At 60.9% G+C, this 22940-nt stretch carries 23 protein-coding genes; 13 read left to right on the top strand and 10 right to left on the bottom strand.

Going from position 1 to position 22940, the window contains the following annotated elements; translation table 11 throughout:
• Positions 1-21: 21 nt before the first annotated feature.
• Positions 22-1245: a hypothetical protein gene (locus KIT08_02920; protein UYN90198.1), complete on the top strand. Its 1224-nt coding sequence runs from the start codon at positions 22-24 to the stop codon at positions 1243-1245.
• Here the strand turns inward: KIT08_02920 and KIT08_02915 are convergent.
• Positions 1235-1417 carry a hypothetical protein gene (locus KIT08_02915; GenBank protein UYN90197.1) on the bottom strand — a complete coding sequence of 61 codons (183 nt, stop codon included), beginning with the start codon at positions 1415-1417 and terminating at the stop codon, positions 1235-1237. The two genes, KIT08_02920 and KIT08_02915, sit on opposite strands and share 11 nt — an antisense overlap.
• Positions 1407-1832 carry a hypothetical protein gene (locus tag KIT08_02910; protein ID UYN90196.1) on the bottom strand — a complete coding sequence of 142 codons (426 nt, stop codon included), beginning with the start codon at positions 1830-1832 and terminating at the stop codon, positions 1407-1409. The genes KIT08_02915 and KIT08_02910 overlap by 11 nt, the downstream gene beginning before the upstream one ends.
• Positions 1833-1950: 118 nt before the next feature.
• Between KIT08_02910 and KIT08_02905 the strand changes: the two genes are divergently transcribed.
• Positions 1951-3540, top strand: coding sequence for a hypothetical protein (locus KIT08_02905; GenBank protein UYN90195.1), 1590 nt, complete (start codon positions 1951-1953; stop codon positions 3538-3540).
• Here KIT08_02905 and KIT08_02900 read toward each other — a convergent pair whose 3' ends face one another.
• Positions 3541-4104 carry a cob(I)yrinic acid a,c-diamide adenosyltransferase gene (locus tag KIT08_02900; protein UYN90194.1) on the bottom strand — a complete coding sequence of 188 codons (564 nt, stop codon included), beginning with the start codon at positions 4102-4104 and terminating at the stop codon, positions 3541-3543.
• A 43-nt stretch (positions 4105-4147) separates the two neighbouring features.
• Between KIT08_02900 and KIT08_02895 the strand changes: the two genes are divergently transcribed.
• The 6 genes from KIT08_02895 (at position 4148) to KIT08_02870 (ending at position 11433) form a co-directional block, all read left to right on the top strand.
• Positions 4148-5845: a GAF domain-containing protein gene (locus KIT08_02895; GenBank protein UYN90193.1), complete on the top strand. Its 1698-nt coding sequence runs from the start codon at positions 4148-4150 to the stop codon at positions 5843-5845.
• Positions 5842-6240 carry a hypothetical protein gene (locus KIT08_02890; protein ID UYN90192.1) on the top strand — a complete coding sequence of 133 codons (399 nt, stop codon included), beginning with the start codon at positions 5842-5844 and terminating at the stop codon, positions 6238-6240. Before KIT08_02895 ends, KIT08_02890 begins: the two co-directional genes overlap by 4 nt.
• A gap of 49 nt (positions 6241-6289) precedes the next feature.
• Positions 6290-7051: an alpha/beta fold hydrolase gene (locus KIT08_02885; protein ID UYN90191.1), complete on the top strand. Its 762-nt coding sequence runs from the start codon at positions 6290-6292 to the stop codon at positions 7049-7051.
• Positions 7052-7070: 19 nt separating this feature from the next.
• Positions 7071-9170, top strand: a complete 2100-nt coding sequence (locus KIT08_02880) for a diguanylate cyclase (protein UYN90190.1) — start codon at positions 7071-7073, stop codon at positions 9168-9170.
• A gap of 35 nt (positions 9171-9205) precedes the next feature.
• Positions 9206-10693 carry a diguanylate cyclase gene (locus KIT08_02875; GenBank protein UYN90189.1) on the top strand — a complete coding sequence of 496 codons (1488 nt, stop codon included), beginning with the start codon at positions 9206-9208 and terminating at the stop codon, positions 10691-10693.
• A 107-nt stretch (positions 10694-10800) separates the two neighbouring features.
• Complete coding sequence (locus KIT08_02870) at positions 10801-11433, top strand: hypothetical protein (GenBank protein UYN90188.1); 633 nt, start codon at positions 10801-10803, stop codon at positions 11431-11433.
• A gap of 31 nt (positions 11434-11464) precedes the next feature.
• On the opposite strand, the gene KIT08_02865 is transcribed toward KIT08_02870, so the two are convergent.
• From KIT08_02865 to KIT08_02845, 5 genes are all read right to left on the bottom strand, one after another.
• Positions 11465-12160, bottom strand: a complete 696-nt coding sequence (locus tag KIT08_02865; protein ID UYN90187.1) for a Pr6Pr family membrane protein — start codon at positions 12158-12160, stop codon at positions 11465-11467.
• A 41-nt stretch (positions 12161-12201) separates the two neighbouring features.
• The gene (locus tag KIT08_02860; protein UYN90186.1) at positions 12202-12675 is read right to left on the bottom strand and encodes a GNAT family N-acetyltransferase; all 474 of its coding nucleotides are present in this window, start codon (positions 12673-12675) and stop codon (positions 12202-12204) included.
• Between the two features lie 61 nt (positions 12676-12736).
• Positions 12737-13441, bottom strand: a complete 705-nt coding sequence (locus tag KIT08_02855; GenBank protein UYN90185.1) for a Pr6Pr family membrane protein — start codon at positions 13439-13441, stop codon at positions 12737-12739.
• A 44-nt stretch (positions 13442-13485) separates the two neighbouring features.
• The gene (locus tag KIT08_02850; GenBank protein UYN90184.1) at positions 13486-14931 is read right to left on the bottom strand and encodes a hypothetical protein; all 1446 of its coding nucleotides are present in this window, start codon (positions 14929-14931) and stop codon (positions 13486-13488) included.
• 141 nt (positions 14932-15072) lie between these two features.
• Entirely contained in the window at positions 15073-16389 is a 1317-nt protein-coding gene (locus KIT08_02845) for a hypothetical protein (GenBank protein ID UYN90183.1), read from the bottom strand.
• A 130-nt stretch (positions 16390-16519) separates the two neighbouring features.
• Here KIT08_02845 and typA point away from each other — a divergent pair, with 130 nt between their 5' ends.
• Positions 16520-18376 carry a translational GTPase TypA gene (gene typA, locus KIT08_02840; protein UYN90182.1) on the top strand — a complete coding sequence of 619 codons (1857 nt, stop codon included), beginning with the start codon at positions 16520-16522 and terminating at the stop codon, positions 18374-18376.
• A 93-nt stretch (positions 18377-18469) separates the two neighbouring features.
• On the opposite strand, the gene KIT08_02835 is transcribed toward typA, so the two are convergent.
• Complete coding sequence (locus tag KIT08_02835; GenBank protein ID UYN90181.1) at positions 18470-18790, bottom strand: PAS domain-containing protein; 321 nt, start codon at positions 18788-18790, stop codon at positions 18470-18472.
• 98 nt (positions 18791-18888) lie between these two features.
• On the opposite strand from KIT08_02835, the gene KIT08_02830 reads away from it, so the two are divergent.
• The 4 genes from KIT08_02830 (at position 18889) to KIT08_02815 (ending at position 22057) form a co-directional block, all read left to right on the top strand.
• The gene (locus KIT08_02830) at positions 18889-19551 is read left to right on the top strand and encodes a rhomboid family intramembrane serine protease (GenBank protein ID UYN90180.1); all 663 of its coding nucleotides are present in this window, start codon (positions 18889-18891) and stop codon (positions 19549-19551) included.
• A 53-nt stretch (positions 19552-19604) separates the two neighbouring features.
• A complete protein-coding gene (locus KIT08_02825) occupies positions 19605-19757 on the top strand; it encodes a hypothetical protein (protein ID UYN90179.1) in 153 nt (50 codons plus the stop codon).
• The gene (locus tag KIT08_02820; protein ID UYN90777.1) at positions 19733-20161 is read left to right on the top strand and encodes a type II toxin-antitoxin system death-on-curing family toxin; all 429 of its coding nucleotides are present in this window, start codon (positions 19733-19735) and stop codon (positions 20159-20161) included. Before KIT08_02825 ends, KIT08_02820 begins: the two co-directional genes overlap by 25 nt.
• A gap of 183 nt (positions 20162-20344) precedes the next feature.
• Positions 20345-22057: a hypothetical protein gene (locus KIT08_02815; protein UYN90178.1), complete on the top strand. Its 1713-nt coding sequence runs from the start codon at positions 20345-20347 to the stop codon at positions 22055-22057.
• A 391-nt stretch (positions 22058-22448) separates the two neighbouring features.
• Here the strand turns inward: KIT08_02815 and KIT08_02810 are convergent, their stop codons facing one another.
• Positions 22449-22865 (bottom strand): GNAT family N-acetyltransferase, encoded by a 417-nt coding sequence (locus tag KIT08_02810; protein ID UYN90177.1) that lies wholly within the window; start codon positions 22863-22865, stop codon positions 22449-22451.
• Positions 22866-22940 lie beyond the last annotated feature (75 nt).

The raw sequence follows: 22940 nt of genomic DNA, 5'->3' as shown, positions 1-22940 counted from the left end.
GTGCGCATATAATCACTTTTTATGCATAGCGTACCCGCTTCATTGTTAAGCCTTGCGGTCTTTGCGCTCGCCGCCTGCAGCCTGGCGCCCAGCCCGCCGACGGTTACGCCCACACTGACCGCCAGCGCCACCCCGCGGCCGAGCGCCACGCCCACGCCAACCCGCACGCTGCTGCCCAGCCCCACGTCGCCCTCGGCCGAGATGTGCAAGCGGCCCTCGTTCGTGCATTTGGGGTTTGGCTTCCCGCGCTCGGAGCACCGCCTGCCCTCGCTGGGCAAGGTCAACGCCATCGTGCTGTTCGCCGATTTCAGCGATGCGCCGGCCACCAGCAGCCCGCAAGACGTGTTTGCGATGATCTCGCCCATGGCCGAAGAGTTCTTCGTTCAGCAATCCTACGGGCGCTTTGAACTGGAGCTGGAGCCCTACTTCACCTGGCTGCGCCTCAGCCAGCTCTCGGCCCATTATGGCGATAGCCTTACCGAATACTACAGGCATCTGGCCTTTTTGCAGGAGGCGGTGGACCTGGCGGACCCGCAGGTGGATTTCTCGCAGACCGATATGGTGGTGCTGGTCAACAACCCGGACGCGTATGAAATTGTGTATGGGCCAACCTACACCGGCTTTCTGGATTCAGGCCTGACCGCGGACGGCAACATCATCCCCAACGGCATGACCTCCGGCCGCGACCTGCTGCATTGGGGCTACCTGTGGCTCAACCATGAGACGGGCCACAGCCTGGGCCTGCCTGACCTGTACGCCTATGGCTTGGTGGAGGACATCTTTCCGTATACCGGCGGCTACAGCGTAATGGGCAACATCTACGGCCACACGCCGGAGTTGACCGCCATTGAGCGCTGGGTGCTGGGCTGGCTGGATGACGAACAGGTATATTGCCTGCCGGCGGGCCAGGAAGTGGAGCTGGAGCTCAGCGCCATTGAGCAGCCTGGCGGGCTCAAGGCGCTGGTCACGCCGCTGGATGCCAGCCGCCTGCTGGTGGTCGAGTCACGTCGGGCGCTGGGCTATGACCAATACATGCCCGAGCCCGGCGCACTGGTGTACATCATTGATCCCAACGTGCCCAGCGGCTACGGCCCCATGCTGGTGGTGCCTGAGCTGGAAGATGACTACGCCTTCGCCAAGTCCACACTGCGCCTGGGCGAAGCAGTGACGGTGGAAGGTATCACCATCCGTGTGCTAGGCAGTGGGCCAGATTACGACCGCATCGAACTGCGCATCACCCCTTAGCCGGCTGCGCGGTTGCGCTGAGTTGGTACTCCATGATCGTCTCGACCTTTACCAGGCGCCCCTGATGGCCGCCGCAGGCCAGCAGCCATTTGCGCTCCAGCTGGCTGGTCTCGATGCGGGTGGTGGTGCAGCCGCAGGCGTAGTGCTCCACGCGCGTGACCTCAACGTCCACGCGTCCCTTGGATGTGTGCGCTTTCTTTTTGGCCCCCATAGTGTCCCCCTGTGAGTCTGATCTCGTCGCTGCGGCCAAGCGCCCACCGGCCTATCTCGGTGAGCGGCTCGTAATCCTGCGGGTGCATGGCCGCCAGAATGTCAGCCGCAAACTCGCCGCGCCAATCGTGTTTGGATGCCTGGGCCAGGCGCATCATCATCAGCGTATCGGGCAGGTACATGCGGTCCTGCCAGTTCTTGATGCTCTGGTAGCTGATGCGGCGGCCGATGGGCAGCAGCGCCTCGCTGAGCGCGTTGGCAAACTCGCGCAGGGTGGCGGGCTTGCGCTGGCTGCCCGCCAGCATGCGGTACTGCTGCACGATGAGGGCAACGGCGGTCTTGCTGCGATGGGCGGTTTTGAGTATGGCGGCTGACATAGAACTATTGTTCTAATATCATAATTAGTCCGCACCGTTTTTTCAAGAGATTGGGGGTAGTGTCAAGCCACTGGACAAGCGGAGCGCAATCTGGCGCACAGCTATAATGCGCCTTGCTATGCAATGGCTGACGCGTTATCAAAAGTGGTTCTTGCTGGGCATCCTAACCCTGGTGTTTGTGGCAGTGCGCCTGCCGGGGCTGGGGCGCTTCGTCACTACTGACGAGGCACTGTGGTTCCTGCGCTCGGCCAATTTTTACCTGGCGGTGGAGCGCGGCGAGTGGGCCGACACCTTCCAGTCAGAACACCCAGGCGTCGTTACCCTGTGGGCAGGCGCCAGCACCTTTATGCGCTACGCGCCGGATCTGCCAGAGCAGATTGAACAAGGCGAGATCCATGACACCACGTTGCTCCAGCTCTTGGAGAACCGCGGCCTGAACCCGGCAAATGTGCTCTCCACGGCGCGGCTGGCTCTGGTGGCGTTGCATACCGCCGCGTTTGCGCTGCTGGGCCTGTTCGCTTTCCGCCAATTGGGCGCGGGGCCGGCCATCGTGGGCCTGTTGCTGCTGGCCGGTGCACCGTTTGTGGCCGCACACCAGCGCCTGCTGCATCTGGATGGCTTGCTGGCCAGCCTGATGCTGCTGGCAGTGCTGGCGTATTGGGATCATTGGCATACGCGCCAACCTATTAGCCTGCTGGCCTCGGCGCTGGCGGCCGGGTTGGCGCTGCTCACCAAAACCCCGGCCTGGTTCTTGTTCCCGTTTATTTTGCTGCTCACACTGTGGCAGTTGCGCGGCGAGCGCACGGGGCGCGGTTGGCTGGCCGGGCTGGGCGTGGCCGCGGGCTGGGCGGCGCTGGCGTTAGTGGTTCTTACGGCGGCTTTCCCGGCGATGTGGGTGGCCCCGCTGGATACGGTGGTGCGCATGCTTGGCTATGCACTAGGCACGGCGCAGGGCGAATTCAGCGGGCCGGTGTTCTTCAATGGGCAGGTCTTTCCGGATGGCGACCTGGGCGCGGCGGGTTTGTACTTTTATCCGCTGGCTTACGTATGGCGCAGCACGCCGCTGACCCTGCTGGGCCTCGGGCTAGCCTTGTGGCGGCTGAGAAACGCGCCGGCGACGCTGCGCATGCTGCTGGCCTTTGCGCTGGCGTTCATGCTCTTTATGGGCTTGGCTGATAAACAGTTCGACCGTTACCTGCTGCCCGCCATGCCAGCCTTGCTGCTGGCGGCGGGCTGGGGTTGGTGGGCGGCGCTGGCCGCGTGGCCGCACAAACGCCAAAGGGCCGCGCTGGCTGCGGTGGTGGCGCTGCAGTTGGTGAGCGCGGCATCCAGCTTCCCGTATTACTTGAGCTACTACAACTCACTGCTGCGCGTGATTACGTCGGTGGAGCGCCAGATGATGATTGGCTGGGGCGAGGGGCTGGACCAGGCGGCTGGCTACCTGAATTCACAGCAGGGCAGCGTGGCCAGCTGGTACAGCAATAGCTTCAATCTGATGTTTCCGCGTGAAGCCGATGATATTCCGATCGCTCTGGAACTAAGCCCGGCGCAGATGGATGCTGTGCTGGCTCACGACTATCTTGTGATCTATGTGCACCAGTGGCAGCGCGGCACGCCGCAAAATTTGCTGGATGCGCTGGCCGGCTTAGAGCCGGTGTATGCGGTTGTGGTGGATGGAATCGAGTACGTGCAGATCTATCAGCCCTGATCAGTCACGGCTGTTCCACAGCGGCTCGCTGACGCCGCGTTGCAAATTCTCATAGCGGGCCATTACGAATAGCGCGTCGGAGAGGCGGTTCACATAGGTGACCGATTCCGGGCGCACGCTGTCTTCGCGTGCCAGGGTGACCAGGCGGCGCTCGGCCCGGCGGCATACGGCGCGGGCCACCTGCAAGGTGGCCGCACCCAGGCTGCCGCCGGGCAGGATGAAGTTCTCCAGCGGGCCGAGCTCGGTGTTCAATTCATCAATAAACTTCTCCAGCGCATCAATGTGGCGTTGCTCGATGCGCGGCACTTTGAACTCTTCGGCTTCCTCCGGCGGGAAGGACAGATCGCTACCCAGATGAAAGAGCTGGTTCTGGATGGGGGGCAGGGCGATGGCCAACTTCTCGCACAGTCCCTGCGCCAGCGCCAGGCCGATCAGCGAATTCAGCTCGTCCACCGCGCCGTAAGCGCGCACGCGCGGGTGGTCCTTGGGCACGCGCTGCTTGCTGCCCAGGGCGGTGGTGCCGTCGTCGCCGGTCTTGGTATAGATCTTGGTCAGGCGTGGCATGCGGTGATTATAGCTGGCGGCTCTGCTCTGTTATCATGCCCTCATGCGTGCGGATATCCCCGCTTTTGCCATTCTTAGCCGCTGGGTGCTTTTGCTGGCCCTGGCGATCCAGCTCTCGATTAACGGGGCGGGCGTCATCACCATCCCCTTGCTGGTGGCGGCGCTGGGCGTGTGGAACCTGTGGCTCTCGCTACGCTGGCTGCGCGGCCAGGCTTGGCCGCGCCAGGACCTGATCGAAGTCATCGTAGATTTCCTGTTCGCGGTGGCGCAGTTCTATTTCAGCCGCACGGTGCTCGGTCCGCTGGTCTGGCTCGGCTTGTTCCCGGTCGTACGCGCCGCCTGGTCGTTCGGCTTGGGCGGCGGCCTGGCCGCGGGCGTACTGACCGCGGCCAGCTTTGCGGCCCTGGCGGCCATTGATGTGCCGCTGGCGCAGGTTCCGTTGCTGATGTTGCTGCCGACGCTGGCGTTTCTGCTGGTGGGCAGCGTGCTGGGCTTCTGGGGACGCCAGGTGCACTTTGGCCTGCGTGAGCAACAGCAGATGGGCGACTACCAAGGGCTGGAGACTGCCCGGCGGGACCGCGAGCGCGCCCAGACCCTGTTTGCCATCACCCAAAAAGTGAACTCCAGCCTGGTGTTCGAGCAGGTGCTGGAGAACGCGCTGGATGTTGGCTCGAACGCGTTTGTTGATCCGCACGAGAACGTGACGCGCACACTCGGCGCAGTGCTGCTGTTCGACGAAGGCGGGCTGCGCGTTGCCGCCGCCCGCCACCTGACCGCACAGGACCTGGGGCGGGTTCTGCCCGGGCAGCAAGGCGCCCTGGCGCACTTGCTGCAGCAGGGCGAGCCTCAGCAGGTGCCACTGCCCGCCAAGGATGAGGAGTTCAAGCTGCTGGCCGGCCTGCACAACTCGCAGAGTCTGTATGCGCTGCCGCTGGTCTCCGGTCTCGACCTGTTTGGCGTGCTGTTCTTCGCCCACCCTGAGGCTAATTTCTTCACGCCCGAGCGTTGCGAACTGGCTGGCGTCATCGCCCGCCAGTTGATGGGTGCCTTGCAAAACGCTCAACTCTACGAAGCGCTCACCGAAGAAAAAGAGCGCATCGCCCACATTCAAGACCAGGCGCGCCAGCAGTTGGCGCGCAACCTGCATGACGGGCCAACCCAGAATGTGGCCGCCATCGCCATGCGCATCAACCTGGCGCGCCGCCTGCTGGCCAAGGATGCCGCCGCGGCCAGCGAAGAACTCTACAAAGTGGAAGACCTTTCGCGCCGCACCACAAAAGAAATGCGCTTCATGCTATTCACTCTGCGCCCGCAGGCGCTGGAGGCCAGCGGCCTATGCGTGGCGTTGGAAGACCTTGTTAAACATGCGCAGGATACCTATGGCTACACTGTTCAACTGCAAGCCGACCCGGAGGCCGAGGCGCGCATGGACCGCGGCAAGCAGGGCGTCGTATTCTCCATCGCTTCCGAGGCGCTGGAGAATGCCCACCGCTATGCCCAGGCGGCCAACGTGGTGGTGCGCCTGAGCAAGCAGGATGGCAACATCAGCCTGCTGGAAGTGCAAGACGATGGCGCGCCGCGCTCGGCCCAGCCGGACAAGCTGGATATTCTGCAGGATCGCACCAACCTGATCAGTGGCATCCTGCGTATGGATAATGCCGGCGGCAAAGGCACACGCCTGAGTGTGTGGGTGCCGCTTACCGAGCAGGCCGCCGACCGCCTGCGCCGCGGTGAACTATGAACGAGGCCCCGCCTGGCGTGTTGCCGCCGCGGGTCATGCGCTATATGGGCGCCAGCTGGCTGATCCTGTTCCTGGTCTGGCTCCCGTTTGAAGACATCGGTATCGTGTTCCCGCTGGTGCTGGCGTTGGATCTGTGTGTGTGGCTGGCGCTGCGACTCTGGCCGTTTTGGTCTACACTGGGCGACGTGCTAATCGCTGCGCTGGCCGCGGGGGCCGGGCTGGCGGCTGTGCCGGTTTTGACCCTGGGCCTGATGATCTTCAAGGGCGGGCTGCATGGGCATGGCTTTCCGGATTTTGCGCTGAGCCAGTTTGCGTACGTGCTGCTGGCAGTGCCAGTCTGTGCAATAGTGGGCGCGGTGTTGGGGGCGGTTACGTACTTTATTCGCCAACGTTGATGGTCTAGGGTGGGCTGAAGGGGCAGCAGACCACATCTCGCGAGGAGCAATGCCGAGAAGCGGGGGGCTGTATTATGCAGCCACAGCGCAACAGGCCGCCAGCCTGCCGGTGCTGATATTGATCCATGGTGCCGGTGGCAGCAATGCCAACTGGCCCTATCAACTCCGCCGCTTACCGGGGTGGAACGTACTGGCGCCTGATCTGCCCGGCCACGGCAGTTCGCTCACTGACCCCAAGCCTGATCTTCAAGAATATGCCAAAAGCTTATGGAGCTGGCTGGACGGCCTCGATATCAGCACGGCCGTTTTATGCGGGCATTCGATGGGGGCGGCGATCGCCCTGCTGATGGCGCAGGCCAACCCGCAGCGGGTGCGCGGTTTGCTGCTGCTGGGCGCGGCCGCCCGCTTCCAGGTGAATGCGCAGTTGCTGGAGAAGCTCTACGCACCCGCCCGCCTGACTGATGGCGTGCGCAGCATTGTGCAGTGGTCGTTTGGGCGGACCGCACACCCCGCCCTGCGCACAGCCTACACCCGCCAATTGCTCGAGAACCCGGAGGGATTGCTGTACGCTGATTTCAAGGCGTGCAGCCAGTTTGACTTCAGCGCCCGGGCCGCTGGCCTCAAAACGCCCGCTCTGGTGCTGAGCGGGGCAGAGGACCAAATGGTGGCCGAGAGCAGCTCGCTGGCCCTGGCGCGGGCGCTGCCCCTAGCGCGCCATCTCAGCCTGCCCCGCGCCGGCCATATGCTGATGATGGAGCAGCCCGCAGAGGTGAGCGCCGCCCTGGATGCGGCTTTGCAGATCTGGAAATGATATTAAAATCCAGCCAGCAATGATCGAACGGTTTCAACGCTGGTTGGCCTCCCCTGAGATGGGCACATCTGAGCTCAATCGCCGTGCCCGCCTTCTGCACGGCATTTTGTTAGTACTCATCCCGGCCACACTCGGCTTCCTTTTTGTTTTCATAATCCTCACTCCCACCAATCAAACCGGGATCCTGGCTGCGGGGGGTGTGCTGATCGCTGAGCTGCTCACCCTGTGGCTTTTGCAGCGCGGCCGCCTGACTGCCGCCGGGATGAGCATGCTGCTGGCCTTCTGGGTGCTGCTGGCGGTTTCCATGTATTACGGCGCCGGTATCTACAGCGTCTCTGCATTTGGGCAGATGCTGGTGGTACTGATGGCAGGGCTGCTGGTCAGCGGTTCGTTCGCCTCCGGCCTGGCTTTGTTCACCATCATGTACAACTACCTGCTCTTCCGCAACCACCTGGCCAATCCGGAGATGGAAGCGACGGTGCTGACCCCGCTGGCCTATTGGCTGGCGCAATCGCTGTTCTTCCTCATCGCCGTGGGGCTGACCCAGGTCTATGTACGTCGCCTGCGCACCGCTTTCAGCGAGGCACAGGCCAAAGAAGATTCGCTGGTGGAAAGCGTGGCCGATCTGCGTGCCGCCCAGGCCAGCCAGGCCACACAAGAGGCCAACCTGCGCCGGCGCGGCGCCATCCTGGCCGCGGTGTCCGTGGCCGCTGAGCGCTTGTTCCGCGGGCGCTCGTTTGCAGACAACATCAATCAAGTGGCGAAGGAGCTGGGCCACGCCACCGGTGTGGACCGCGTGCGTATCTTTGAGAATGCCAGTGCGCCGGGTAGTGACCTCATGTCGCATGAGATGCACACCTGGATGGCTGAGGGCGTGGGTGGCTATCTGGAACTGGGCCGCTTCAAGAGCATGCACTTCCGCGAAGCCGGCCTAATGCGCTGGGTAGACCTGCTTTCCAACAATCAGGTCATCAGCGCCAATGTGCAAGACCTGCCAGATGTGGAGCGCCGCCGTCTGCAGTCACAGGGACTTAAATCCATCCTGGTCGTGCCTATTTTTGTAGGCGACGAATGGTGGGGCTTCATTGGCTTCGATGAGATCAAGGCAGAGCGTGAATGGTCTTCTGAAGAAGAAGATGCGTTGCGCGGCGCGGCAGGCATCCTGGGTGGCGCCATCCAGCGCCAGCGGGTGGAGCGCGCCCTGCATCGCAGCCAGCAGCACTACCTCGCCATCCTGCAGGATCAGACCGACATGATCTGCCGCTACACGCCGTATGGCCAGATCACTTTTGCCAACGAGGCCTACTTGCGCTTCTTCGGCCTGTCAGGCGATCTGAGCAAACTCCAGGTATGGGAGCAAATGCCGTCCGAAGAGGCGGCGCGCCAGCTGCGCGCCAAGATCGAAGCCATCACCCTGGAGCGGCCCTTCTCCTCCAGCCGTAACCAGAATCCGCGCGCTGATGGCACGCTGCGCTGGGTGGAGTGGACCGACCGTGGCATTTTTGATGAAAACGGCGTGCTGGTTGAAGTGCAAGCTGCGGGGCGGGATGTTGACAATGAAATGCAGCTGCGCGAGGAGCTGGAACGCAGCCTGCGTGCCTCGGAAGCACAGGCCATGACCGATGAACTGACCGGGCTGCTCAACCGCCGGGCCATCACCGAACGGGCCGAGCTGGAGTGGAAACGCGCCCAGCAGGACCATACGCCGCTCAGCCTGGTGCTGCTGGATGTGGATCATTTGAAAGAGATCAACGATACGCACGGTCACCTGGCCGGCGATGAGGCATTGCGTACGCTAGGCAACCTGCTCAAGACTAGCATGCGGCGCAATGACTGGGCCGGGCGCTGGGGCGGGGATGAGTTCCTGCTGCTGTTGCCTGGCGCAGACAAAAACACTGCCAGGCAAGTGGCTGAACGTCTGCGTGAGCGCATCAACCGCAGCCATGTGCGCCTTGAAAATGGCATCCAAGAGGCCCTGCGGGTGAGCCTGGGCGTAGTGTTCAACCAGAGCGGTATTCACTCGCTGGATGGCTTGTTCGCCGAGGCCGACCGGGCTTTGTACGGCGCAAAACAGGCTGGCCGCAACCAGGTGATCGTGGCTGAAGACAATGCGGCCTGACTTTTCAGTTATATTTCCTGCGGTCGTTCTTTGACATGCAATTTACTCAAAGCCTTAGGAATTTACTGCACCTCAGCCGCGCCGGAGACATCTCAGAAGAACTGCGTGCCCGCTATTTTGGCCTGGTCTTCTGGACCACCTGCATCCTGATCCCGCTGGGCTGGGGCCTCAGCGGCCGCATCCTGGAGGCCACGCCGTTCGTGCGCGCCCTTCAGATTTTCAGCCTAATCTTCATGATCGTGGTGTGGTTGCTTTGGCGGCGCGGCCAGGTAATCCTTGCCACCAGCCTGGTGGTGTGGGTCTTCTGGAGTCTCGCCACCGGCGTGGTGCTGATCGAGGCCAATACCAACAATATCTGGCTGGTGCCCCAGTTCCTGCTGATCGTGCTCACCCGTCTGCTGCTCAGCGGCCGAGTAGCCATGTTCATGGCCTTGATGACGCTGATCATTGATATTCTCATTTTCGCGCTCTCGCTGCACCGTTACCTGCCTCCGGATATCTCGCACATGGCGCAGGAAGCTGAGTGGACTCCGCTGGTCATCAGCTTTCTTTCGTTGATCTTTATCTTTCTTCTAGGCGATCTGGTGCTGCGTGACAGCCTTGCCGAGTCGCGCCGCAATGAAGGCCGCTACCGATCGCTGTTCACAAGCACTAATGACGCCATATTTTTGATTTCTCCCAACCTGCGCTACCTGGAAGTTAATGAGCAGGCTGCATCGATGCTTGGTTTTTCCGTAAACGAGTTGGTGGGCAAGCCCATTGCAGAAATCATTGCGCCTACTGAGCTGGTGGCAATGAGGGCAAACTTTGCTCGGCTGGAGCGCGAAGATATGATCCCTCTGTTTGAACGCACGATGATCCGCAAAGACGGCAGCCGAATTGTGACCGAAATCAATGTCACCCTTGTGCGGAATGAAAAAGGTGAGCCTCAGTATGTGCAAAGCGTGGTGCGTGACATCACCGAGCGCAAGCGCCTGGAGGACCAGTTGCGCTTTTCGCTGGAGGAGATGCAGACGCTTGCCATGCAAGACCCGCTTACCGGGCTGCTCAACCGCCGCGCCGTCACTGAGCACGCCGAAGCCGAATGGTTCCGCGCCCAGCGCGAGAATCGGCCGCTCTGCCTGGTGCTGATCGATCTGGATAATCTCAAGCTCATCAACGACACCCAAGGCCACGCCGTGGGCGACAAAGTCATCCTGGAGCTGGCGCGCTGCATCAAGACCCAGAAGCGCCGCTACGACTGGAGCGGGCGCTGGGGCGGCGACGAGTTCCTGCTGGTACTGCCGGGCACCACGCTGAGCGAGGCGGGCGATGTGGCCGAGCGTATCCGCAACCAGTACACCAGCAGCCCGCTGGTGCTTGAAGCTGGCGAGGACGCTTCGCTGAGTATTGGGGTGGCCTGCTACTCCGGCCGCCGGGGCGATGTGACAGACCTGACCCGGCTGCTCAACCAGGCGGATGAGGCCCTGTACACTGCCAAGCAGTCAGGCAAGAACCAGGTAAGGCAGTACCGGGACCCGTAAGCAAAAGAGGCCGTGCAATTGCACCGTTTCCTCCGTGTGGTTAATACCTTCCTTAGCCACGCCGTGCGCCGCCGGTGCTATAGTTAGGTTGCCTTTGGAGGCTGAATTTGAAGAACCGTGTACTTGTTTTAGCGACTTTTGTACTTATTGCTCTGGCGGCCTGCAGTCCGCAGCCAGAAACAAAAGCCGAGCCCACCCGTGTGCCTTTCCTGATGGCGGGCGGCTATTTTCTCAACGCTCCACAGGATTTTCTGCTTTCGCCAGAGCAAACCGGCGGCGCCTACGCGCCGATGAGCGCAGGCACCGAGTCGCCCAACAGCCGCATTCTGGAGCTGCGCACTGATGGGGCGGAGTATATTGCCGCCACCGGCCGTCTGGTGGGATGGCAGCGCCAGATGGACCGGCGATCGGGTGGCGGGCCGTTGTACCTGGTCAATGTGGTCAACATCTATGAAACTTCCGACGGCCCGCTGACCGTGCTGAGCCGCGAGTGGCACGCCGATGTGTGGAGCCGCCTGGACAGCGGTGAACTGACCCTGCTGCCTGACCTTGAGGGCGTGGACGCCGAGCATCTGGTCTGGCAGGACGCGGCCGGCGGCATCGGTGTAGAGATCGCGTATCGCAATCTCTACATCCTGCTCACCGGCCCCACAGAAAACGGGGCCGACCAGTACGGCTTCTTCGCTGAGTTGGTGCCGGCGTATCTGCAGTGGATCCGGGCGGGCGAACCCGCACAATAAAAAAAGCCCGCTGAAAGCGGGCTTTTTATTTCTAGCGCCGAGCGCTCTTGCGCTTGGCCTTGGTTGCAGTCTTTTTCTTAGCCGCAGCCTTCTTCTTGGCCCTGCTCTTGGGGGCGGGCGCCGTGCCGTTGTTAGTCACACGGATCACCGCCCAACTCAGTGCAAAGAACACCACCAGGATGGCAACACAGTACAACGCCACGATCCCGTAGCCGCCCACATTGGCAGGGTTCAGGAACGGGTAGGGATACCAGTTCACGGCTGCGCCGCGGGTCAGGGTGTAGGCCAGGTAGGCCAGCGGGAACAGCATCCAGCCGCGCCACGCGTTGCTGGCCAGCTTGTTGGCCGGCGGGGCCACGAACCAGTCAATGACGGCTACGACCGGGTTCACATAGTGCAGCAGGGTGTTGATCCAAGGTTGTAGCGAGCCTAGGTCAATGTTCCTCAGCAGGATGCCATACACAATACCCACCACGGCAATGTAGACCACGGAAGCGCCCCGCGTCGAATCCTGGGCGCGGGTAGGGGTTTGCTTCCGCCACAGCATCAGGCCGCCGGCGATGAAGATCACCGCCAGGAACAAGTTGCTGAGGTTGGTGAAGTAGCTGAAGAAGTTGACCGGGTCAAAACCCAGGCTGACATGAATGCCCAACTGCACGCCAATGGCGTAGAAGGTGAGCAGACCAAAGAAGAGACGTACTACGATAAGTGCTTTGCGCTTGTCCATAGCTGGATTGTAAAACACCCCCAAATTGCCGCGCAATAGGATTATTGTTCCAATCGCATGATGACTTCGTCCACATCTGCTTTACGGATGTCGGAGAAGGCGCGCTCTTCGCCCACCAAGCGGAAGCCGCACTTCTCCAGCACGCGAACCGAGCCAATGTTGTCCTTGACCGCCCGCGCCCCGAGCGGGCGCTCGCGGTACTCGTGCAGGAACAGACGCAGCGCCTGGGTGGCAATGCCGCGGCCCCAGTGCTCCCGACCGATCCAGTAGGCCAGCTCGTTCTCGTCAAACATCACGAACTTCATAATGTTGCCCACCACCTCGCCATCGGCGAGGATGGTGCGGGCAATCCCATCCGGGTTGGCCAACAGCCGCTCCCAGCGGGCTGCGTGGGCGTCCTCGTCCAGCGCCTCGATGGGGCCGAAGGCCGCCATGTGGCGCGAAACCTCGTCGGCCTGGTGGATCAGAAAGGCAGCGTAGTCGGCCGGCTCAACCGGGCGGATGGTGATCAGCATATTCACATAATAGCACGTTTGGTCTATTTATTTGGCGGGTTCCTGCCAATAAAAAACCCGCCTAGCGGCGGGTTTTTGTTTTAGCGGTCTTCTTGGTAGCCTTTTTGGTGGCTTTCTTTGCGGCCTTTTTGACCGGCTTGCTAGCCGAGCGCTTGGCGGTCACTGGCCCAGCAGGTGTGCGCGTGAGCTTCAGCACGATCCAGCTGAAGAACAGGAACAGCGCGGTAATGGCCACACTATAGATCGCCACGCCGCCGTAGCCGCCTTGTTCGATCGGATTGAGGAAACCATACGGGTACCAGCCGGCCAGCGGGCCGCGCAGCAGCGTGTAGGCCAGGTAACCCAGGGGGAAGATCAGCCAATACCACCAGGCGCCCTTGGGCAGCTTGTGCTGCGGCGGCATGATCAGCCAGTCCACCAGAGCCATGATGGGGTTGATGTAGTGCACCACCAGGTTGCTCCACGAGTACAGCGACTCAATGCTGCTGCGCAGCATGACCTCGTAGACCAGGCCCACCACCAGGATGAAGACCACCGAGCCGCCGCGCAGGATCTCCTGCTTGACGCTGGGTTGGCGGCCCTGGATCAGGGTCCAGGCGCCGCTGAAATACACGAACACCAGAATGATGTTGGTGAGGTTGGTGAAGTAGCTGAAGAAATTGGCGGGGCTGCCGCCGCTGCCCAGGTTGAACTGCCTGATCAGCGCCGCCACCGTAGCTACTCCCAAAATAAGACGTAATGCGATGATGAGTTTGCGTTTATCCATGGCGGCCATTGTAGATGAAAATCTGGATACGGCAATCACTTTGTTTATCTTCGTCCCAGGCTCATGAACGGGCTGCGCGGCTTGCTCGCTTCGCGGGGCATGGCCCGCGGCGGGATGTAGCCGTTGCCCACGTGCAGCATCCACGCCACCGCGTCCAGCGTGTCGTCGTGCTCACCGTCCGGCCAGCGCAGCCACTCCTCACGGAAGGCGCGCAGGAATGGCGTCTCCACATCCGCCACCCGAGCCCGCCCGCTCTCGAACAGCGGCGCCATGCCGGCCTCAAAGCGGCGGCCCTTGGTTTTGCCGCCCGAATGCAGCCGCATCAGCGGCAGCCGGGTGGTGCGCAGCATCAGGTGATAGAACTCCTCCCCTTTGCCCACTGCCTCCACGCCGATCATGTGGGTGGAGGGATAGCGCTCGGCCAGAGTGTGCAGCTGGTGCTCGGCCTCGCCCTGGCTGATACGGGCGCGGTAACCGTCCACCAGCACGATGCCGCCGCCTGGCAGCACGCGGCCGATGGCCACGGCGAAGTAGTCACGCTGGCGGCCGCTCAGCGCATCCGCCGTGCTGGCATAGTCCACGCCCATGACCACCGGCCATTTGACATCAATCTTCTCGTGGGGATAGTGCTGAAGCCATTCCGGCCGCAGGTGGATACCCTCGGCGGCCTTGAGGTCTAGCAGGTACATGCGCGCAAACTCGGCCTCGCCGGTAAGCTGGCGAAGCTTGTGGATGCTTGCCGCCGGAAACTTGCCCGCCCACTGCGCGCGGCCGCGCCGCAGGATGGGCGTGCTGGCGGTTTTGAAGCGGCGGGTGGCCGCCAGGTAGGCCAGCGCATCGTTGCTGCGCCACGGCGTGCCCACCACTAGCTGCCAGGTATGCGGCGTCACCGTGGGTAGGATGGTGCCGGTGAGGATCTTGATAACGGTCTGCAGCTCGCGCGCCGAACGAGTGTTGCTCTCGTCGTGAATATCGTCGATCAGCAGCAGGCCAGTCGGGTGCTTGCCGATGATGCCGCGGGATTTGTAGCCCAGGCCCAGCAGGGTGGGGTCTTTGCCTTTCTCCTGTGCGCAGACGGCACGCCAGGCGGCGTAGTCTCCGCTAGTGTCCTTGACCTCGTAGCCCGCCGCACCCCAGCTCACCTTGCGATCAGGCTCCAGATGGCCGAAGGCGGCTTTCCAGCCGGCGTTGTGCTGGATCAGTTCGGCCACCTGGGCGGCGGTGTCTTTGGCCGCCTGGTTGCCGGCCTGAATGATGAGATGGCTCTTGTGCGGCTGCTGGCCGATTCGGAAGGCGGTGAAGGCGATGCTGAGCGTGGTGGTCTTGCTGGAGCCGCGGAAAGCCATCACCACCAGGCCTTTGCCCCTGGCGCGGGCGGCATACAACGGGCGGATCCAATCGCGCAGGGCGTGGGCCGGCAGTTTGCGCTGGTATAGCATTTGATAGAAGCGCGCAAAACCTTCTGCGCTGTCGAGCAGTGGTGTATCCAAAGTTCCCCCTTTGAACACAAATGTGTTGCCTACTATGTACCTGCATTTCGCTGGGTTGAACGAAAGTGCCAATACCTTTCAAGCTAGTTGACAAACAAAAAGAGCTGGCCAGGCCAGCTCTTTTTGTTTGTCATTCGGTACTCAGTTGTCAATTTTCCAGACCCAAACATTACTGAATGTGCATTTGGTTTGCCCCGATTCTTGCCAGGCAAAGAGAGCCAGCTTTCCCTGGGTGAGCGCCTCGGGGGCGCGGCCAGAACCCAGGCGCATCCCGTTAACGTACACTGTAAATTCTGGTCCGTTGGCAACAATCACATAATGGTTAGTGCTGCCATTGCCTTGCCGGATTGCATTATTGGGACGCAGCTCACCAGAGATCCAGCCATAGTGCCGGTTGAATTTGACATACTCGAGCCCCCATGAAGGCAGGCCAGAAAAGCGCCAGGTCTCTAGACGAATTTGCTCAGCTTCGGTAACTTGATTGCCTGTTCGCATGATTGCGCCGCATCCGGCCAGGCCGGTAGTGCTCTCCCAGGCTACGTCAAAGGCCAGAATAAAATCGCGATAGCGATTGTTCCAATCAAGCTGCTGCCAGGTCATTACATAATTTTCACCTGATAGCTGAAGCGGAATTGCATTAGTGAACTCCCACGCCAGGTTCCCCAAATCTTCCGTGAAGCCGGCAAGCTCAAGATCTTCTGCAATCACTTCGCTGGGAATGTGTGCGCCCTCACTGGAATTGGCAGGTGAGTCTTCTGGCGGCACGCGCACGTAGAAATCGTCAAAAACGAACTCGCCGTTTTCTTCTGAACCCGAATAAATGAATAAACCACCTTTGCCGAGCCGAAACTCGGAGTCATAGGCCATGGTTATCAACTGCTCGTTGATAAAGAAGGCCAATACCTCGCCAATACAGTCCAGGGTTAGGTGTACGTTGCCCAAACCGCTGGTAGGCAGCTGCACTTCCCCTGCTGCCAGTTGGACCCAGTTGCGCGCCCGCAGCTTGTAAATGGTGTAGATGCCGGCGCCATTGATCGTGGCAGCATAAAAGTCAGAATCGCTCAGGTAGCGACACATTAGGCCAATTTCGCTGGTTTCACCACCCACCAGCAATTGCGCGTCAACCTCCACGCGCATATCTTCCACGCGGTCGCCAGCCTCCAGCCAGTAAACAACACCCGGTGCACTAGTGGTCAGCCTGAAGCCGGAAAGGTGCAAGTCGCCACTCACCGTGTTGCTGCGCGGAACTACCCAGGCTGAATCCATTTGCGAGAAGTCGTCGTAAAACAGCACGTCTATTTGTTCGGTCGGTGTAGCTGTAGGAACGCGGGTGGGGATAGGGGTTGAGCTCGGGGTTGGGGTGACAGTTTCTGTAGGCTGAGACTGTGCCACAGCACACGCAATTTGCAGAGAAGCCAGGCTTAGAAGTGCAAATAGGATTTTGATCTTGGTTGGCATGGTTTGCTATCCCTCCTTGATAAGAATTGTAATGCAGAACGCCGCTAGTCAGTTGAGGCGAGCTTCTGCTATAATCTTTGTGTTCGCAGGCCCTGCCATAGGCGGGGTCTTTTTAATGGGAAGACTAGTTATGCAAACACCTCGTACTGATCTTAGAAATATCGCCATCATTGCCCACGTAGACCACGGCAAGACCACCTTGGTAGATGGCTTGCTGCGCCAGGCGCGTGTGTTCCGTGACAACCAGCAGGTGGCTGAGCGCGTCATGGACTCCAATGACCTGGAGCGTGAGCGCGGCATTACCATCCTGGCCAAGAACACCGCCATCCAGATCACTGACCCTGCCACCGGCGCGCCGGTCAAGATCAACATTGTGGATACGCCCGGCCACGCCGATTTTGGCGGTGAGGTGGAGCGCGTGATGAACATGGTGGATGGCGTGCTGCTACTGGTGGACGCGGCCGAAGGCCCGCGCCCGCAGACCCGCTTTGTGCTCAAGAAAGCGCTGCAAATGGGCCTGCGCGCCATCGTTGTGATCAACAAGGTGGACCGCCGCGGCGCGGACGTGACCCGCACCCTCAACGAGACCTTTGACCTGTTCGTAGACCTGGGCGCCACCGATGAGCAAGCCGACTTCCCGGTGGTGTACGCCATTGGCACCGAGCAGCGTGCCGGCCTGACCCCGGAGCTCGGCCCTGATCTGCAGCCTCTGTTCGAAGTCATCCTCAAAGAAGTGCCACCCCCGATGGTGGACGCGGATGCGCCGCTGCAAATGCTGGTGACCACGCTAGACTATGACAATTACCGTGGCCAGACCGCCATTGGCCGCATCTTCGCCGGCCGTATGCAGGTCAACCAGCCGGTGGCCCGCCTGACCCTGGACGGCAAGAACCTGCCTGAAGTTCTGCGCTACCTGTATTTGCAGGATGGTTTGCAGCGCGTGGAGGTCCAAGAAGCCAGCGCCGGCGACATTGTCGCCGTGGCTGGCCTGGAAGGCATCGCCATTGGCGAGACCCTGGCCGACCGCGAGCACCCGGTGGCCCTGCCCGGGATTACCGTGGAGGAGCCGACCGTGCGTATGTCCTTCGGCGTCAACACCTCGCCGTTCGCCGGGCGCGAGGGCAAGTGGGGCACCAGCCGCAAGCTACGCGAGCGCCTATACAACGAGCTGCGCAGCAATCTCTCGCTGCGCGTCGAGGATACCGACAGCGCCGATACCTTCATCGTCTCCGGCCGCGGTGAGCTGCACCTCGCCATTCTGATCGAAACCATGCGCCGTGAAGGCTACGAGTTCCATGTAGCCCGCCCCGAAGTCATCATGAAGAAAGACGGCGAGGGCAACCAGCTTGAGCCGTATGAAGAAGTGCACATCGAAACCAGCCCGGAGACCGCCGGGGTTGTGGTGGAGATGATGGGCAAGCGCCGCGGTGAAATGCAGCAAATGATTGAAGGCCCCGGTGGCAGCATGCTGTCTACGTTTGTTGTGCCCACCCGCGGGCTGCTCGGCTTCCGCCAGCAGTTCCTCACGGCTACCCGCGGCCGCGGCATCATGAATACGATCTTTGCCGGCTACCGCCCGATGGCGGGCGCCATAACCTCACGGGCGCGTGGCTCACTGGTGGCCTATGAGGCTGGCACCGCGTTGACCTACGGCCTGCGTGCCGCAGAGGAGCGCGGCATCCTCTTCATTAGCGCAGGAACCGAGGTCTACGCAGGCATGGTGGTGGGCGAACAAGCTCGCACCGGCGATATTGAGGTCAATGTCTGCAAGGGTAAGAAGCTCACCAGCATGCGCGAAAATACCAAAGGCGAGATTGAGCAGCGCCTCAGCCCGCCGCGCGTGATGAGCCTGGACGAGTGCATTGAGCAGCTGGCCGACGATGAATTGCTGGAAGTCACGCCAGAGAGTCTGCGCATCCGCAAGAAGATCCTGGATATGCATGTACGCGGTCGTGAGGCCAAGCGCGCCAAGCTGGCGCTCGACTGAGAAAATAAAAGACCGTGCAGCGCACGGTCTTTTTATTTTTGTTTGTTTCCATCTGCTCCAGCCGTTTCTGTGCGGTAATGTCCAGCGAGAGGATCATGGCCCCATCCGGCCAGGGCAGGATGTTGAGATCGAACCATCCCTCGCTGCCGTCTGGATAGGTGAATGGTTGAGCATGCGCTGCGGCATGCCGCTTTCCATCACTTCTTTGAGTTTGGCAAAAACCTCAGTGTCTTCAATGCCTGGGTAGGCTTCCATCATGGTCTTGCCCAGCAGGTTATCCCAGGTTTGCTTGCCGTGTTCAAGCAGGACTTCATTCATGAACAGATACTTGAAATCCCGGCCAATGATCTGACAGCCTTCCAGCAGGCGATTAAGGAAGGCGTAATCCTCAAGGGTAACTTTATTCTTATCCATCGCAAATCTCCCAGTGTGTAATGCATCGTTATTATTGCACGTTTGAACCGCTAGATAAAACACTGTCTTATAATCTGCCCACAAGGAGATTCTTAGCCATGATGCCGATTGGTGACGACAACAGTGGCCGCCGCAGCACCCCGGTGGTGACCTATGCCTTGATTGCGCTCAATATTCTCGTCTTTCTGCTCGAGCTGACCCTGGGGGATGCCTTCATCGTCGAATGGTCGTTCGTGCCGGCCCGCTTTGTGCAGAACCCCATCCTCGAATCTACTACGATCTTCAGCGCTATGTTCATGCACGCCGGCCTTGTGCACCTGGGCGGCAACCTGCTCTATCTATGGATCTTTGGCGACAATGTCGAGGATAATTTTGGCCATTTCAAGTTTCTGGTCTTCTACATCCTCAGCGGTATCGGCGCCACCTTCCTGCAGTTCATCTTCAATCCTGATTCCAACATCCCCAACCTGGGCGCCTCGGGCGCCATTGCCGGCGTGCTGGGCGCCTACTTGATCATGTTCCCCGGCCGCCGCATCAACGTGCTGGTGGGGCGCTTCATCACTCAGATGAATGCGCTGATCGTGATCGGCTTCTGGTTCGTACTGCAGCTGTTCAGCGGCCTGGGCTCGCTGGACCCCAGCGCCGCCGATGTGGGCGGCGTGGCCTACATGGCCCACATCGGCGGCTTCATCGCTGGCTTCGTGCTCTCGTTCATCTTCCGTGACAGCAGCCGCCTGCGGCAGCTGCCCCCGCCTAGATAGCGGCTCTATAAGGACCGCAGAATTCCTGAAAAGACGAATGCTATAATCAAAGCGTGAAGAAAAAAGAGACAAAGATCCAAGAAGTTAAACATGCATATACGCCTGCTACTCAGAAGCAGCCGTCTATGCGCGCCGAGGTACGGAAGGCTTTTGAAAAAGTGTTTGAGCGCAACAAAAAGGCCTGGCAGGAATTAGCAAAGCGCTAGTCTTCCTCACTTTTAAAGATATCGTCTCTATAAATGAGGCAGTTATCCAAAGGAGCGAAGGTCTATTTGCTCCGCCTGAAAATCTCCTAAATCAAAACAGTCTCTTATGGGTTCTGGAGGCAGTTCAAAGCCAGACCATCTTTGGTGCCGACCCGTATGCCTCTCTGAGTGATAAGGCTTCATTGATTGCCTGGACAATTATCAATGACCATGTTTTTAATGACGGCAACAAACGCACGGGTATGGTATCCATGGCAATATTTCTAGAGCTTAACGGGATGAGTTTTGCGGCTTCTGACGATGAGATAGTTACAATGGCATTGAAGGTAGCAAATCATCGGGAGCAAGGCATAACGAGGGAAGCGCTTGCTGCCTGGATTGCTGAGCACACTACCACCACCTAGCAATCACCATTCTGGTTTAAAACACCTTGACAACCAGTCAATACAAAAGGATCAAAACGGACACAACGTTTTCCGCTCTTTTACGCGTCTGTGTTTACCTGTGGAGAGCTTTTCCTTGACAAACAGCCAAAGTATGCACGCGTTCTCAGGCTCTTGCATACACTAGGTTTAAAAGGGGGAACTATGCAAGAACTATCGCACTTTCAATCGATCGCCACCCACATGATTGCCGCCGACCGCGAGCGCGACCAGATGCTGCGCGCCATGGACGCCATGTGGCACAACCGCTGGCAGCTGCCGCCGGCCCTGCACGCTGTGGGCTGGATCCACAAAGTGGTCAGTACCGACCCGCACGATGCCGTGCGGGCCGGTACACGGGTGCTCAGCTCGGTGGCGCCGCGCATCACCGCCCAGCCGCTGGGCTACGCCAGCGGCGGCGGCGATGCCGCCCGCCAGCAGGCTGAGCGCATCGAGCGCGCCCTGGCTTGGCACTTCCGCAATGCCAGCCGGCGCCGCCGCGCCAGCGTGCTGCGAGACGTGGTGCTGAGCGCCTTGCTTTATGACGAGGTGGTGGCCCAGGTGGTCTACCTACCGGCCCAGCAGGACGCCGCTCGCCAACTGGGCCTGGCCGCCAGCGGGCCGGCCCAGCGCTTCGGGCCGTTTGCCATCATCGTGCGCAATCCGCAGCAGGTGCACGTGCGCTACTCGGACTGGGCGCCGGAGGCAGTTCTGCTCAAGCAGGTCATGCCGCTGAGTGAGGCGGCCGCCTTCTGGGGCAGCGCCTTTAACGAGAAGCTGCCCAAGCCGCGCCGCGGCCGCGGCGCTCGCCGTGCGCCGGAGCTGAACTACTGCACCATCTTCGACTATATGGATGGCGAGCAGCGCGCCGTGTGGGCCGTGCTGCAGGAGGACGGCGCCATGCTGGCCGAGCCGACCGGCAGCGAGCAGGCCGCCGCGGTGGAAATTGTGCGCGAGCAGCACGGCTTGGGCTTTCTGCCCTGGGCTGCCAAGGTAGGCGGCACCACTCTGCACAGCGGCGGCGCTCAGCGCATCCCGCTGCTGGCCTCGGTCTTCCAGTCCGGCCAGTGGGATACCCAGAACATTGTCGAAACCTTGCTGGCCTCCGAGGTCATCGCCTACGCCGCCGCCCCGCGCCTCAAGGTGGAAGGCCCCACCGCAGAAGTGGATGTGGACTATGGCGAGCCGGGCCGCGTGGTGCATGTGCCGCCCGGCCACCAGCTCAACCCGCTGAGCGCCCCCGGGCTGGATGAGAGCCTGGCGCGTATCGCCGAGCGGGTCAGCGAGCGCATGGGCAAGAGCACGGTGCCGCGCGTGCTGCAATCCGCCGATTTTCCCGGCGGCACCGCTTTTGCCACACTCAACCTGGCCACCCAAAGTGGCATCAAGAGTCTGACTCCGTACAAGGAGCTGGCCGAGGAAGCCCTCTCGGAGGTCTTTCAACTGATGCTGCACTGGGTGCAGCACAGCGGCCAGGCGCTGGATGCGTATGTGAGCAAGCGCGGCCGTAGCGAGACGGTGCGCCTTGACCCGGCCGAGGGTGACCTGACTGAAGTGCTGATCGACGTGGAACTGACCGCCGATGTGCCCACCGACCGCATGGCGCGCATCAACGCCGCCAGCATGGCGGTGCGCGATCTCGGCTACAGCCGCGAGCGCGCCCTGGAGCAGATCGGTGAGACGGATGCCAAAGAGGTGATGGCCCAGGCCGAGCAGGAGCAGCTGGCCGCCGCCCGCCTGGAGGCCCGCAAACGCCAGCTCATCGCCGACGCAGTCGCCGAGCAGCCACCCAGCACGCAGGGCTTTGACCCGGCGGCGGGCGGCCTGCCGCCGGTGATTGCCAACCCGGATGCAGTGGCGAGTGCCAATACGGAGTAGCTTTGGCGTGCATCCGAGCGCAGTGAGGATGCTCGAGAATTCTCGCTGTTGATGTTCTGCCCTAAAGGATTCCTCTCTCGCTGCGCTCGCTCGGAATGACAGTACTCTGTGCATCCCGAGCGAAGCGAGGGATCCTTGCACAGCGAGAACCAGAATCCCGCGCTGGAACGCTCCTTGGATGCATGGTCGCGCGCGTAGGGGCGTACGCTGTATACAGCGTACGCCCCTACAAAAGCCAATGTTGACGTCATGCGAGCAGGGTCGCAATGACCGCGCCCCAAAAAGGCCAGGCTATGAACTTGAAAGTATTAACCAATTCGTCGGAAAGTTAAAAGTGCAAACTTTACCTATAAAAGTTTTAACCTACCCGCTAAAAGTTTTAACTTACTCGCTACTTCATACCTTGGCGGGCTCCAATGGTCCAGGCGGAGGGGTGTTGTTCGAAGCCAATGTGCGGGTAATACTCCCGTGCGGCGGGGGCCGCCAGCAGGATGATCTTGGCATCCGGCCCCAGGGCCGCCTGCGTCTCACGGATCAGCTGCTTGCCCAACCCGCCGCGCTGGTGGCTGGCGCTCACCGCCAAGTCAGACAAGTAGCAGCAATACACCCAATCGGTCACCGAGCGAGAAATCCCCACCAGCTGCTCCCCATCCCAGGCGCTCACCACCAGGTTGGAATTCGCCAGCATTTCGCGCATGCGCTCCCTGTCGTCCACTGGGCGGCGCTCGCCCAGCGTGCTGCTACGGTACACCGCAATCGCAGCGTCCAGGTCCAGCGGAACATTGATCTTGTAGTGGATCTCCATCATGGGTCGCTTTCTGCCGGGCAAGATGGGACAAAGCGCCAGCCAACTAAGGATAATCGCACCTATAGGCATTTCAAG

Source organism: Anaerolineales bacterium (assembly GCA_025808555.1).
GTDB lineage: Bacteria > Chloroflexota > Anaerolineae > Anaerolineales > UBA11579 > JAMCZK01.
The sequence above is the reverse complement of the archived record's forward strand: the minus strand, read 5'-3'. Positions and strand labels throughout refer to the sequence as shown.